Origin of the sequence: Ralstonia sp. R-29, assembly GCF_049913345.1 — a bacterium.
In the GTDB taxonomy this organism is placed as follows: domain Bacteria; phylum Pseudomonadota; class Gammaproteobacteria; order Burkholderiales; family Burkholderiaceae; genus Ralstonia.
In genome coordinates this window covers 2266515-2280367 of the sequence record NZ_CP184377.1, presented here as the reverse complement: position 1 = coordinate 2280367, position 13853 = coordinate 2266515, and the positions used below count along the sequence as shown (strand labels likewise).

Here is a 13853-nt window from a genome sequence, read left to right as displayed (position 1 = left end):
ACACCCTAGACTCATGACTACGTCCGCTTCCGAACAGATCCACGCCGCCCGCATTCTCGTGGTTGGCGACATGATGCTCGACCGCTACTGGTTTGGCGACGTCGATCGGATTTCGCCGGAAGCGCCGGTGCCTGTCGTGCAGATCAAGCGCCAGGATGAGCGCCTGGGCGGCGCCGCCAACGTGGCACGCAACGTCGCGGCGCTCGGTGCGCAGGCCGGCATGCTCGGCGTGATTGGCGACGATGAACCCGGCCGCAGCATCGAAACGCTGCTTGGTGAGAGCCGCGTCACTGGCCATCTGCATCGCGATCCGGCCGTCAACACGACGATCAAGCTGCGCGTGCTGGCGCGTCAGCAGCAGTTGATCCGCGTCGATTTTGAGAACGCGCCCACGCATGAAGTGCTGATGTCGGTGCTCGATCGTTTCGGCGCGCTGGTGCTGCAGCACGACGTGGTGGTGCTGTCCGACTACGGCAAGGGCGGCCTCACGCACGTGGGCAAGATGATTGAGGCCGCGCGCCAAGCAGGCCGCCGCGTGCTGGTTGACCCGAAGGGCGACGACTACTCGCGCTACAAGGGCGCGACCATGATCACGCCCAACCGTGCGGAAATGCGTCAGGTGGTCGGCACGTGGAAATCGGAGCAGGACCTCACCATCCGCGCACAGAATCTGCGTCGCGAACTGCAGCTCGAAGCGCTGCTGCTCACGCGCTCAGAAGAGGGCATGACGCTCTACACCGAACACGAAGTCCTGCATGTATCGGCACAGGCGCGCGAGGTGTTCGACGTGTCGGGCGCAGGCGACACCGTCATCGCGACGCTGGCCACAATGCTGGGCGCAGGCGCCAACATCAAGGAAGCCGTGCAGTACGCCAACCGCGCGGGCGGCATCGTGGTCGGCAAGCTGGGCACGGCCGTCGTTACTCACGCAGAACTTTTCTCTCAAGCATCATGACCATCATCGTTACCGGCGCAGCGGGTTTCATTGGCGCCAACATCGTCAAGGGCCTGAACGCGCGCGGCGAGACCGACATCATCGCCGTCGACAACCTCACGCGCGCCGACAAGTTCAAGAACATCGTCGACTGCCAGATCAGCGATTACCTGGACAAGACCGAATTCGTCGAACGCTTTGCACGCGGCGATTTCGGCAAGGTCCGCGCGATCTTCCACGAAGGTGCCTGCTCCGACACCATGGAGACCGACGGCCGCTACATGATGGACAACAACTACCGCTACACGCTGGCGGTGATGCGCGCGTGCCTGGACCAGGGCGTGCAGTTCCTCTATGCGTCGTCAGCGGCCACGTATGGTGCGTCGGAAACCTTCCGCGAGGAGCCCGAGTTCGAGCGCCCACTCAACGTGTACGGCTACTCCAAGCTGCTGTTCGACCAGGTCGTGCGTCGCGTCATGCCGACGGCGCTGTCGCAGATCGTCGGTTTCCGCTACTTCAACGTGTACGGCCCGCGCGAGCAACACAAGGGACGCATGGCGTCCGTGGCGTTTCACAACTTCAACCAGTTCCGCGCGGAAGGCACGGTCAAACTGTTCGGCGAGTACAACGGCTACCCGCAGGGCGGCCAGATGCGTGACTTCGTGTCGGTGGAAGACGTGGTGAAGGTCAACCTGTTCTTCTTCGACAACCCGGACAAGTCGGGCATCTTCAACCTCGGCACCGGTCGTGCGCAGCCGTTCAACGACATCGCCACCACGGTGGTGAATACGCTGCGTGGGGCGGAAGGCAAGCCGGTGCTCTCCACCGAAGAGCTGGCACAGGAAGGCCTGATCGAATACGTGAAGTTCCCGGATGCGCTGCGCGGCAAGTACCAGTGCTTTACGCAAGCCGATCAATCGCGCCTGCGCGAGGCGGGTTATACGGCGCCGTTCCTGACAGTGCAGGAAGGCGTCGAGCGCTACTGCCAGTGGTTGCTGAAACAACCGGCTTGATCTGCCGCTCGATCAGACAGCGCGTCACTTTTTGTGCGCACGCAGCAGCATCTTTGCGATGCTCTTTAAGATGATCTGAAACCGTCACCTCGTGTGGCGGTTTTCTTTTCTCTTACCCCAAAATATCTGGAGGAGCCTATGTTGAAGAAGCTGTTGGCCGCTGCGTTGATGTCGTTGTCCATGCTGTCGGTTTCATGGGCAGCGGTGGATGCAAATACGGCAGACCAAGCTGCATTGGAGACCTTGTCGGGCGTTGGCCCCAAGCGTTCCAAGACCATCATCGAAGAGCGCACCAAGAACGGCCCCTATAAGGACGCCGCCGACTTCAAGGCACGCGTGCCGGGCATTGGCGACAAGACGCTCGCCAAGCTGGAAAACGCTGGCCTGACGTTCGGTGCGGTGGCACCCGCACCTGCACCGGCAGCCGCCAAGAAGGACAGCAAAGACGCGAAGAAGAAATAAGCGCCGCATTTTCTGACCGCCGCAACGCCCCGCCCATGCGGGGCGTTTTGCCATGCGCGGGGCAGGGTTGTCCTGCTGCATTACAATGGTTCGATTCCATTCCCTACGCACCATGGCTTATCCCACCATTGAAGACACCATCGGCAATACGCCGCTGGTGCAGCTCCAGCGCATTCCTGGCGAAGCCAATGCGCGACGCGGCAACGTCATCCTCGGCAAGCTGGAAGGCAACAACCCGGCTGGCTCGGTCAAGGATCGTCCCGCGCTGTCCATGATCAAGCACGCGGAAGCACGCGGCCGCATCAAGCCGGGCGATACGCTCATCGAGGCCACGTCGGGCAATACCGGCATTGCGCTGGCCATGACGGCTGCCATCCGCGGCTACAAGATGGTGCTGATCATGCCGGAAGACCTGTCGGTGGAGCGCCGTCAGAGCATGGCCGCCTATGGCGCGGAGATCATCCTCACCCCCGTTAAGGGCGGCATGGAATACGCGCGGGACTTGGCTGATGCGATGGAGAAGGAAGGCAAGGGCGTCATCCTCGACCAGTTTGCCAACCCAGACAACCCGCTCTCGCACTACGAGACCACCGGCCCCGAGCTGTGGCAGCAGACCGAGGGACGCATTACGCATTTCGTTTCGGCGATGGGCACGACGGGCACCATCACCGGCGTTTCGCGCTTCCTGAAAGAGAAGAACGCGGCCATCCAGATCGTCGGCGCGCAGCCGGAGGAGGGCTCGCGCATTCCGGGCATTCGCAAGTGGCCGGAAGCGTATATGCCGAAGATCTACGATCCGAAGTTTATTGATCGCACCGAACCCGTGAGCCAGTCTGACGCCGAACACATGGCACGTCGCATGGCGCGCGAAGAGGGCATCTTCTGCGGTATCTCGGCAGCCGGTGCACTGTGTGTGGCGCTGCGGATTGCGGAAGAAGTCGAGAACGCGACGATCGTGTTCGTGGTGTGCGATCGTGGCGATCGCTACTTGTCGACGGGTGTGTTCCCGGCCTGATGACTCACCACGTCGCATAAAAAAGCGCAGCCGAAGCTGCGCTTTTTCTTTGCCCGGATGCTGGCGTTCAACCGCGCATCGCTTGTCGTACGGCCTGGCCGAGTTCGTACACCGCCGCTGCATAGAAGAAGCTGCGGTTATAGCGCGTGAGCACGTAGAAGTTGCGCAGGCCGACGCGGTATTCGGTCGGCTGGCCGGGTGTGGGCAGGTCGATCATCAGCACCTCGGTTTCCTGCTCGCGAGCGGTATCCACGCCGGGTGCCAGCGCCAGCCCAGCACGCGTGAGCTTGGACAGCGTCATGCGCGGATACGGTTGACCATCGGCCGCTGCAGCCGCAATGCCCTGGCTGTCCGCATCGCCGGCGATGTTCCACATCACCGGGCGGTTCGGCTCCCAACCGTGCATCTGCAGGAAGTGCGCGACGCTGCCGATGGCGTCCACCGCGCTGTTGCGCAGGTCGATGTGGCCATCCTTGTCATAGTCCACCGCGTATTCGCGAATGCTGGTCGGCATGAACTGCGGAATGCCCACCGCGCCGGCATATGAACCCAGCACCGAAAACGCATCCGTGCCCGTGTCGCGGCACCAGAGCAGGTAGTCCTTGAGCTGGTTGCGGAACATCGTGCTGCGGTCTTCGCGGTTGGGCGTGTCGGGGTAGTCGAAGGCAAGCGTGGACAGCGCGTCCATCACGCGGAAGTTGCCCATGTCGCGACCGTAGATGGTCTCCACGCCCAGGATGCCGACGATCACATCGGCCGGCACGCCAAATTCGGTCTCGGCACGGCGCAGCGTGTCGCCGTATTGCTGCCAGAACTGCACGCCCGCGTTGATGCGAATGGGCTCGATGAAACGGCCGCGATAAGCGGTCCAGCTCCGGCGTGCAGGTGTGGCCGGCGGCAGGATCAGCCGGGCAACGGTGGCGGAGTACGCCGTACCCGCAAACAGCGCATCGAGCGATGCACGATCGAAGTTGTACTTGCCGACCAACTCGTTGACGAAGGCCTGCGTCTGCGGATTGTTGCGGTAGCGATCCGGGTCGATCTCTTCTTCATGCACGGCAACGCGGCGCTTGGGCGACTTGCTCGCTTTCTTGGCCGCCAGCGACAGCGCCGGGAAAGACAGTGCGGAAAGCGCGGCACCCGCCATCAGGGCGCGCAATACGGGACGACGGGAAGAGGGCGATTGGCTCATGGGCAGGCTTCAAACAGGATCGGGGCATTGTAGCGGATGGCTCTGGTGGATCGCCCCGTCGTGCGGCGTTGTCGCGCACCCGTGCTAACGTAGCGGCTGGAGACACCGAAGCACCCGGATCACAACACCAACATGGCGACCGGCCTCTACACGCATCCCGAATTCCTCCGGCACGAGATGGGCCCGCACCATCCCGAATGTCCGGACCGCCTGCGCGCGATCGAAGATCAGCTCATCGCCAGCCGCATCGACCAATTGCTCGTGCCGTGCGAGGCGCGGCCTGCCACCGAGGCGCAATTGTGCCGCGTGCACCGCCCCGAGTACCTGCGCGAGTTGGTATCCAGCGTACCGATTGCCGGCTACATGCCGATCGACCCCGATACCTCGATGAACCCGCACACCTACATGGCCGCTGTGCTGGCGGCAGGTGCGGCGGTGGATGCGACGGACAGGGTCATTGCCGGCGAACTGGAAAACGCCTTCTGCAGCGTGCGCCCGCCTGGCCACCATGCCGAGCCCGGCCGCGCGATGGGCTTTTGCTTCTTCAACAACGTGGCCGTGGCCGCGCGCCATGCGCTGGAACACCACGGCCTGCAGCGCGTGGCGATCATCGACTTTGACGTGCACCACGGCAATGGCACCGAAGCGGCCTTCCGCGACGAGCCCCGCGTGATGATGTGCAGCATCTTCCAGCACCCGTTCTATCCGTATTCCGGCACGGAAGCGGTGGCGGCCAACATGGTCAACATTCCGCTGCCCGCCTATACGAATGGCCTGACGGTGCGTGAGGTGGTGGAAACGATCTGGCTGCCGCGCCTGGAAGCGTTCAAGCCGGAGATGTTGTTCATCTCCGCCGGCTTTGACGCGCACCGTGAAGATGATCTCGGCCAGATGGGCCTGGTCGAAGCCGACTACGCCTGGATCACACAGCAGCTCATGCAGCTGGCGCGCGTGCACGCCAAAGGCCGCATCGTCAGCTGCCTGGAGGGTGGCTACAATCTCAGCGCTCTCGGCCGCAGCGTGGTTGCGCACGTGAAGGCGCTGGCCGAGCTTTAGGCGATGGACGCCAACGATTCATCAATGTCATTCGTAAAAGTAATAAAGACATCGTTAAAGAATCGTTCCTCGCATGTAGTGGCTGCCTTACACTAGCGCCTCATTCAAATAAGAAAGAGACGGCAACGGCCTGGTTTCGCGGCGGTTGCCGTTTTTGTATGGACTCATGATCGAACTCAAGGGGATCTCGCAGCACTTCCGGGGGGCGGGCGGCGCCGACGTCCACGCGCTGCGCGACGTTGACCTCACCATCGAGCGTGGTGAAGTCTTCGGCATCATCGGCCGTAGCGGCGCGGGCAAGAGCACGCTGGTCCGCGTCATCAACCTGCTGAACAAGCCGACCGCCGGCACCGTCACGGTGGCGGGGCAGGAACTCACCGCACTCAACGCCGACGGTTTGCGCCAGGCGCGCCGCAAGATCGGCATGATCTTCCAGCACTTCAACCTGCTGACGTCGCGCACGGTGTATGACAACGTGGCCCTACCGCTGGAATTGGCCGGCACCTCGCGCGAGCGCATCCGCGAGATTGTGCTGCCGCTGCTGGACCTGGTTGGCCTGTCCGCGTTCAAGGACCGCTATCCGGCGCAACTTTCGGGCGGGCAGAAGCAACGCGTTGGTATTGCGCGCGCGCTTGCGAGCCAGCCGGAAGTGTTGCTCTGTGATGAGGCAACCTCCGCGCTGGACCCGGAGACGACGCGCTCCATCCTCGACCTCCTGCGCAAAATCAACCGCGAGCTGGGCCTGACCATCGTGCTGATCACGCACCAGATGGAAGTCATCAAGCAAGTCTGCGATCGCGTGGCGGTGCTCGATGCCGGTCGCGTGGTCGAACTCGGCCGCGTGATCGACGTGTTCCTGCAGCCGCATCACGACGTGACGCGCGCGCTGATCGGCGAGGTCATCTCGCAAGAACTGCCGCCGTCGGTACTGGCGCGGGTTGAAAGCCGCTTGGTTGCCCGCGAACACGGCGGACGCGACCACCTGTTCCGACTCGCCTTTACCGGCGAGGGTGTGGACCAACCCGTGCTGGCGCAAGCCGTCCGCACTTACGGCTTCGACTTCAACATCCTGCACGGCCATATCGACGAGATTCAGGGCCAGGCCTTCGGCTCGCTGGCGATCCTGGCCACGGGTGAAACGGCTGACATCAACAACGCGATGCACTTCCTGCGCGAGCAAGGCGTGGTGGTCGAGGAGATCAATCATGTGGTCTGACCTGACCGATCTGTTTCTGCCGGCCTTCTGGGAAACGCTGGCGATGGTGGGCGTGTCCGGCGGTATTGGGGCGCTCTTTGGCGTGCCGCTGGGTGTGCTGCTGTATTTGACGGCCTCGGGTGGCGTGCTGTCGGCGCCGGTGTTCAATCGCGTCGCTGGCTTGATCGTCAACGCCGTGCGCTCGGTGCCGTTCATCATTCTGCTGGTGGCGGTGATTCCGTTCACGCGCCTGCTGGCGGGCTCGTCCATCGGCACGGCCGCGGCCATCGTGCCGTTGACGATTGCGGCGATTCCGTTCATCGCGCGCCTGGTGGAAACCGCCCTGCGTGAAGTGGATCGCGGCCTGATCGAAGCCGCCCAATCGATGGGCGCGACCACCGGCCAACTTGTCTACAAGGTGCTGCTGCCCGAGGCGATGCCCGGCATCCTGGCTGGCCTGACGATCACCTTCGTCAGCCTGGTCGGCTACTCGGCGATGGCGGGCACCATTGGTGGCGGCGGCCTGGGCGATCTGGGCATCCGCTACGGTTATCAGCGCTATGAATCGGACATCATGCTGGCGGTCGTCGTCATCCTGATCGTCTTTGTGCAAGCGGTGCAATCCACGGGCGATTGGCTCGTGCGCCGCCTGAGCCATCGTTAAAGGAGACGCCGCAAAACTACTGCGCGTCCCGATCTTGGCGCTGCGATGCTCACCGTACTTACGTACGGTTGCGCTTCTCGCACCAACCTCGGCACGCTCGCTACGTTTTGCGACGCCTCCTTCATCAATTCACAGACAAGGGGAACACAATGAATCGTCGTCAACTGCTGCAATGGTCCGCGAGCCTGGGTGCTGCGCTGGCACTGGCAACCGGCGCCGCAATGGCGCAGAGCAAGCCGATCAAGATCGGCGTGACCGCCGGCCCGCACGCCGAGATCATGGAAGAAGTGAAGAAGGTCGCCGAGAAAGACGGCCTGAAGCTCCAGATCGTCGAATTCAACGACTACATCCAGCCGAACGCCGCCCTGGCCTCCGGTGATCTGGACGCTAACAGCTACCAGCATCAGCCGTATCTGGACGACCAGATCGCCACGCGCGGCTACAAGTTTGTGAGCGTTGGCCAGACCATCACCTTCCCGATGGGCGTCTACTCGAAGAAGATCAAGTCGCTCAAGGAATTGAAGGATGGCGCGCGCTTCGGCCTGCCGAACGATCCGACCAACGGCGGCCGCGCGCTGTTGCTGCTGCAGTCGCAGGGCGTGATCAAGCTCAAGCCGAACGCCGGCTTCAAGGCTACGCCGCGCGATGTGGCGGAGAATCCGAAGAAGCTGAAGTTCGTCGAACTGGACGCCGCCCAACTGCCGCGCTCGCTGGACGATCTGGATGCCGCCGCGATCAACGGCAACTACGCCGAGAAGGCTGGCCTGGACCCGACCAAGGACGGCATCGCCATCGAAAGCCCGAAGGGCCCGTATGCCAACGTGCTGGCCGTGCGTGCAGCCGACAAGGATCAACCCTGGGTTGCCAAGCTCGTGAAGGCGTATCATTCCGACGCGGTCAAGGCCTTCGTGAAGACGAAGTACAAGGACGCCGTGATTGTGGCTTGGTAACCACTTTGTGATCGCTTGGGCGATCCGATAGAGGGCTCTACCAAACAGATTGCCGGACGTTTTACTGGCGTCCGGCAATTTTTCACGGTTAAAATAGCACGACCGTTCGGAAATTTAACGCGGCCGACCGGCCCCCCTTATAATGGCCGGCGTTTTGCAAAATCGTCTTATCAATTAGTGGAGTGAGCGCATGAAAGTCCTGGTCGCAGTCAAGCGCGTGATCGATTACAACGTGAAGGCTCGCGTGAAGGCCGACGGCAGCGGTGTCGATCTGGCCAACGTCAAGATGAGCATGAACCCGTTCGACGAGATCGCCGTGGAAGAGGCGGTTCGTTTGAAGGAAGCGGGTGTGGCTACCGAAGTGATCGCCGTGTCGTGCGGCGTGACGCAGTGCCAGGAAACCCTGCGCACCGCCATGGCCATCGGCGCCGATCGCGGCATCCTGGTCGAGACCACCGAAGAACTGCAGCCGCTGGCTGTCGCCAAGCTGCTCAAGGCGCTGGTCGACAAGGAACAGCCGCAGCTGATCATCCTGGGCAAGCAGGCGATTGACGACGATGCCAACCAGACCGGCCAGATGCTGGCTGCGCTGGCCGGCCTGCCGCAAGCCACGTTTGCCTCGAAGGTGCAGGTTGCCGACGGCAAGGCCTCGGTCACCCGTGAAGTGGACGGCGGTCTGGAAACCCTGTCGGTCAAGCTGCCGGCCGTGGTCACCACCGACCTGCGCCTGAACGAGCCGCGCTACGTGACGCTGCCGAACATCATGAAGGCGAAGAAGAAGCAGCTCGACACGGTCAAGCCGGAAGACCTGGGCGTAGACGTTGCGCCGCGCCTGAAGACGCTGAAGGTGGTTGAGCCCGCCAAGCGCAGCGCCGGCGTGATGGTGCCCGATGTGGCCACGCTGGTGTCCAAGCTCAAAACGGAAGCCAAGGTGCTGTAAGCGGTTGTTCCGCAACGCACGCAACTTCAAGCACACCGAACAGGCAGATCAAGATGACCGCACTCGTTATTGCTGAACACGACAACCAATCCATCAAGGCCGCGACGCTGAACACCGTGACGGCCGCCGCCCAATGCGGCGGCGATGTCCATGTGCTGGTGGCCGGCGCTGGCTGCGGCGCAGCCGCCCAGGCCGCTGCGCAGATCGCCGGCGTGACCAAGGTGCTGGTGGCCGACGCCCCCCAGTTTGCCGATGGCCTGGCCGAAAACGTCGCCGAGCAGGCCCTGGCCATTGCCGGCAACTACAGCCACATCCTGGCGCCCGCCACCGCCTACGGCAAGAACATCCTGCCGCGCGTGGCCGCCAAGCTGGACGTGGCCCAACTGTCCGACATCACCAAGGTCGACAGCCCCGACACCTTCGAGCGCCCGATCTACGCCGGCAACGCGATCGCCACCGTGCAATCGGCCGACAAGGTGAAGGTGATCACCGTGCGCGGTACGGCGTTCGACCCGGCTGCCGCCACCGGTGGCTCGGCCGCAACCGAAGCCCTGACTGCCGTGGCTGACGCTGGCATCTCGCAATTCGTCTCGCGTGAAGTGACGAAGAGCGACCGCCCGGAATTGACTGCCGCCAAGATCATCGTGTCGGGTGGCCGTGGCGTGGGCTCGGGCGAGAACTACACCAAGGTGCTGACGCCGCTGGCCGACAAGCTGGGTGCTGCACTGGGTGCCTCGCGCGCCGCAGTGGACGCCGGCTTCGTGCCGAACGACTATCAGGTCGGCCAGACCGGCAAGATCGTCGCGCCGCAGCTGTACATCGCCGTCGGTATCTCGGGCGCGATCCAGCACTTGGCCGGCATGAAGGATTCCAAGGTGATCGTGGCGATCAACAAGGATCCGGAAGCGCCGATCTTCCAGGTGGCCGACTACGGCCTAGTGGGCGATCTGAACACCGTGGTGCCGGAGCTGGTGAGCGCACTGGGCTGATCGAACCACGCGATGCGTCTGATGTAAGGCGCATCGCAATGCCCCACGCAAAGCCGTTTCCGACCCGTTTGGAAACGGCTTTTTTATACGTGAGCGCCATCAGAAGAGCGCGTCATGCGCCACCCGCCGACGCCCTGTCCTGATCGCGCTTAACAAGAGTTGGAGAGAGACATGACCTATCAAGCCCCCGTCAAGGACATGCTGTTCGTGATGAACGAACTCGCAGGCCTGGACAACGTCGCCAAGCTGCCCGGCTTTGAAGACGCCACTGCCGATACCGCGCAGGCTGTGCTGGAAGAAAGCGCGCGCTTTACCGGTGAAGTGGTCGCGCCGCTCAATGTGGAAGGCGACCGCAACCCCAGCAGTTGGAAGGACGGTGTCGTCACAGCTACACCTGGTTTCAAGGAAGCCTTCGCGCAGTTCGGCCAGGGCGGCTGGCAGGGCGTGCAGCACCCGCTGGAATACGGCGGCCAGGGCCTGCCGAAGCTGATCGCCACAGCGTGCATCGAGATGCTGAACGCGGCCAACCTGTCGTTCGCGCTGTGCCCGCTGCTGACCGACGGTGCCATCGAGGCACTGCTCACCGCCGGCACAGAAGAGCAAAAGCAACTGTTCGTGCCCAAGCTCATCTCCGGCGAATGGACCGGCACGATGAACCTGACCGAGCCGCAAGCCGGTTCCGACCTGGCACTCGTGCGCACGCGCGCCGAGCCGGTGGGCGACGGCACGTTCAAGATCTTCGGCACGAAGATCTTCATCACGTGGGGCGAGCACGACATGGCCGAAAACATCGTCCACCTCGTGCTGGCGCGTACGCCGGGTGCGCCGGAGGGCGTGAAAGGCATCTCGCTGTTCGTGGTGCCGAAGTTCATGGTCAATGCAGACGGCTCGCTGGGCGCGCGCAATGACGCGCATTGCGTGTCGATCGAACACAAGCTCGGCATCAAGGCGAGCCCGACGGCCGTGCTGCAATTCGGCGACAACGGCGGTGCGATCGGTACGCTGGTCGGCGAGGAAAACCGCGGGCTGGAATACATGTTCATCATGATGAACGCCGCGCGCTATGCGGTGGGCATGCAGGGCATCGGTGTGTCGGAGCGCGCGTACCAGAAGGCCGTGGCGTATGCGCGCGAGCGTGTGCAGAGCCGCCCCGTGGATGGCTCGGCCGCCAAGGCGGTGCCGATCATTCATCACCCGGATGTGAAGCGCATGCTGCTGACGATGCGCGCCATGACGGAAGGCGCTCGCGCGCTGGCCTATGTGGCCGCTGCCGCATGCGATGCCGGCCATCACGCTGCCGATGACGCTGCACGCAAGCAGAACGAAGCGCTGTACGAATTCCTCGTGCCGATCGTGAAGGGCTGGAGCACCGAGATGTCGATCGACGTGACGAGCCTCGGTGTGCAGGTGCACGGCGGCATGGGCTTCATCGAAGAGACGGGCGCTGCGCAGTACTACCGTGATGCGCGCATTCTGCCGATCTACGAAGGCACGACGGCGATCCAGGCGAACGACCTGATCGGCCGCAAGACGGTGCGTGATGGTGGTGCCGTCGCGCTGGGCATCTGCGCTGAGATTGCCAAGGTGGAAGCCGCGCTCGCCGCCAAGGGCGGTGCGCATTGCGAAGCGATGCGTGCACGTCTGGCCGCGGGCCGCGAGGCAATGGAATCGGTGGTGCGCTTTGTGGTCGCGCAGACCAAGGCGCAGCCGAACGCCGTGTTCGCGGGCAGCGTGCCGTATCTGCGCCTGTGCGGCATCGTGCTGTCGGGCTGGCAGATGGCGCGTGCGCTGCTGGTGGCCATCGATCGTGAGAGCGAAGACCCGAACTTCTACGGTGCGAAGATCGCCACGGCGCGCGTGTTTGCCGACGTGCTGCTCACGCAGGCGCCTAGCATTGCACAGAGCGTGCTGAGCGGCGGCGAGACCATCGGTGCGGTGCCGGAAGTGCAGTTCTAAGCGGTACGTGTGAACGTCAGAAAGGGAGGCTTCGGCCTCCCTTTTTTGCTGGCGCAACGCAAATCAGACCGGCGTGATGGTGAGGTGCAACGGTGGATCTGGCCGCAGCGTGACGTTCATCACTGGGCGCGGTGCAGGCATGCCGTCTGGCGCGGACAACTTGAAGCGCTGCAATAGCATCGCGGCAATCACCGTCATCTCCGACATGGCCAGATGTTGTCCGAGGCAGACGCGCGGGCCAGTGCCGAAAGGAAGGTATGCGCCACGCGGCACCTCCGGCGCCTCGTCGGCAAAACGTTCGGGGCGGAATGCCAACGGCTCGGGAAACCAGCGCGAGTCGTGGTGCATCAACTGCACCGGAATCAGGAACATGGTGCGCGCTGGTAATTGCCATGCGCCCAGGGCGATGGGCTGCGTGCTCCGGCGGCTGATGAGCACTGGCGCCGCAGGGTAGAGGCGCAGTGTCTCTTTGAGTGTCTGCGTGAGGTAGGGCAGTGAGCCCAGCGTGTCGGCGCTCGGTGCGTGGCCTTGGAGGGCTCGCTGGACTTCTTCGCGCGCAAGCGCCTGCGCGGCCGGATTGGCCGCCATGCACCAAGCCCACCAGATCAGCGTGGCCGCGGTGGTTTCATGTCCTGCAAGGAACGCGGTCATGCATTCGTCGCGCACGGCGTGCAGGGGCCATGCCGCGGGGTCGTCCGAGTGGAGTTGCAGCAGGCGCGTTAGCAGGTCGTTAGGCCGGGCATCTCGCGGCAGGGCCAATCGCGCTTGCAGGTGGCGATCGATCAAGCCATGCAGCGCCGTGAGGGCGCGCCTCTTCGCGCGCTTCCAGGGCACCCAGTCCGGCAAGCTTGCGGGCCAGTAGAACTCGGCATTGGCGGCGGCTCCGACCACGCGGACGGCTTGCTCCGCAATACGGGCCTCGTCGCCGATTTCGCTGGAGAACATCATCCGTGTGATGACGTCCATGGTCAGTGATGTGATCGCGCTCTCGATGGGCCAGCGCGCATCGCGTTTCGGCCACTGCGCGAGCGTCTTGCCGGTGGCGGCGGCAATGGTGGGCACGAAGGCCTGCACGGCCTTGGGCGTGAAGCTCGGTTGCAGGGCATGCCGCTTGCCACGCCAGGCGTCGCCCTCGGCAATCAGCACGCTGTGCCCATGCAACTGCGCGAACACGCGGATGCCGCGCTCCCAGCGGACGAGGGCATCGTGATGCGTCACCAATAGCTCACGCACGAGCGCTGGGTCGGTCACGACGATCTCGTGTTCGGGCCAGAAACGCAGATGCACCACGTCGCCGAAGTCGCGCTGCCACGTCGCCAATGACCCCAGCAAGTCGCGCGACATGCGAGCGAGCAGGCTCCAGCCGGTCAGCCCGGCAGATGGCCCGGGTGGCCACACGCCCGGCGGATGGAGGGTGGTGGCGGGCGAGGGTGTCGTCCCGTGGAAGGGACATTGGCTGGATGAGGTCGAGTCCATTCGGGCCTCCA

13 protein-coding genes are annotated in these 13853 nt (G+C 63.6%); 11 read left to right on the top strand and 2 right to left on the bottom strand.

Going from position 1 to position 13853, the window contains the following annotated elements; translation table 11 throughout:
* The first annotated feature begins 13 nt into the window (after positions 1 to 13).
* The 4 genes from rfaE1 (at position 14) to cysM (ending at position 3424) form a co-directional block, all read left to right on the top strand.
* Complete coding sequence (gene rfaE1 / locus ACN9M1_RS10665; protein ID WP_426394209.1) at positions 14 to 955, top strand: D-glycero-beta-D-manno-heptose-7-phosphate kinase; 942 nt, start codon at positions 14 to 16, stop codon at positions 953 to 955.
* On the top strand, positions 952 to 1947 hold the full coding sequence (gene rfaD / locus ACN9M1_RS10660; RefSeq protein ID WP_426394207.1) for an ADP-glyceromanno-heptose 6-epimerase: 996 nt from the start codon (positions 952 to 954) through the stop codon (positions 1945 to 1947). Before rfaE1 ends, rfaD begins: the two co-directional genes overlap by 4 nt.
* Before the next feature lie 138 nt (positions 1948 to 2085).
* Complete coding sequence (locus ACN9M1_RS10655) at positions 2086 to 2409, top strand: ComEA family DNA-binding protein (protein WP_426394205.1); 324 nt, start codon at positions 2086 to 2088, stop codon at positions 2407 to 2409.
* 112 nt (positions 2410 to 2521) lie between these two features.
* Positions 2522 to 3424 (top strand): cysteine synthase CysM, encoded by a 903-nt coding sequence (gene cysM / locus ACN9M1_RS10650; protein ID WP_426394203.1) that lies wholly within the window; start codon positions 2522 to 2524, stop codon positions 3422 to 3424.
* A 67-nt stretch (positions 3425 to 3491) separates the two neighbouring features.
* Here the strand turns inward: cysM and mltB are convergent, their stop codons facing one another.
* Complete coding sequence (gene mltB, locus ACN9M1_RS10645) at positions 3492 to 4616, bottom strand: lytic murein transglycosylase B (RefSeq protein WP_426394201.1); 1125 nt, start codon at positions 4614 to 4616, stop codon at positions 3492 to 3494.
* A 132-nt stretch (positions 4617 to 4748) separates the two neighbouring features.
* On the opposite strand from mltB, the gene ACN9M1_RS10640 reads away from it, so the two are divergent.
* The 7 genes from ACN9M1_RS10640 to ACN9M1_RS10610 all read left to right on the top strand — a co-directional run bounded on the left by ACN9M1_RS10640 (position 4749) and on the right by ACN9M1_RS10610 (position 12366).
* The gene (locus ACN9M1_RS10640) at positions 4749 to 5672 is read left to right on the top strand and encodes a histone deacetylase family protein (protein ID WP_426394199.1); all 924 of its coding nucleotides are present in this window, start codon (positions 4749 to 4751) and stop codon (positions 5670 to 5672) included.
* A gap of 166 nt (positions 5673 to 5838) precedes the next feature.
* Positions 5839 to 6888 (top strand): methionine ABC transporter ATP-binding protein, encoded by a 1050-nt coding sequence (locus ACN9M1_RS10635; protein ID WP_426394197.1) that lies wholly within the window; start codon positions 5839 to 5841, stop codon positions 6886 to 6888.
* The gene (locus tag ACN9M1_RS10630) at positions 6878 to 7531 is read left to right on the top strand and encodes a methionine ABC transporter permease (RefSeq protein ID WP_426394195.1); all 654 of its coding nucleotides are present in this window, start codon (positions 6878 to 6880) and stop codon (positions 7529 to 7531) included. The genes ACN9M1_RS10635 and ACN9M1_RS10630 overlap by 11 nt, the downstream gene beginning before the upstream one ends.
* Before the next feature lie 149 nt (positions 7532 to 7680).
* Positions 7681 to 8481, top strand: coding sequence for a MetQ/NlpA family ABC transporter substrate-binding protein (locus ACN9M1_RS10625; protein ID WP_426394193.1), 801 nt, complete (start codon positions 7681 to 7683; stop codon positions 8479 to 8481).
* 190 nt (positions 8482 to 8671) lie between these two features.
* The gene (locus ACN9M1_RS10620; protein ID WP_426394191.1) at positions 8672 to 9421 is read left to right on the top strand and encodes an electron transfer flavoprotein subunit beta/FixA family protein; all 750 of its coding nucleotides are present in this window, start codon (positions 8672 to 8674) and stop codon (positions 9419 to 9421) included.
* A 53-nt stretch (positions 9422 to 9474) separates the two neighbouring features.
* Positions 9475 to 10410, top strand: coding sequence for an electron transfer flavoprotein subunit alpha/FixB family protein (locus tag ACN9M1_RS10615; RefSeq protein WP_426394190.1), 936 nt, complete (start codon positions 9475 to 9477; stop codon positions 10408 to 10410).
* Positions 10411 to 10581: 171 nt separating this feature from the next.
* Positions 10582 to 12366 (top strand): acyl-CoA dehydrogenase, encoded by a 1785-nt coding sequence (locus ACN9M1_RS10610; protein WP_426394188.1) that lies wholly within the window; start codon positions 10582 to 10584, stop codon positions 12364 to 12366.
* Between the two features lie 63 nt (positions 12367 to 12429).
* Here ACN9M1_RS10610 and ACN9M1_RS10605 read toward each other — a convergent pair whose 3' ends face one another.
* A complete protein-coding gene (locus ACN9M1_RS10605; RefSeq protein WP_426398849.1) occupies positions 12430 to 13710 on the bottom strand; it encodes a cytochrome P450 in 1281 nt (426 codons plus the stop codon).
* Between the last annotated feature and the right edge of the window lie 143 nt (positions 13711 to 13853).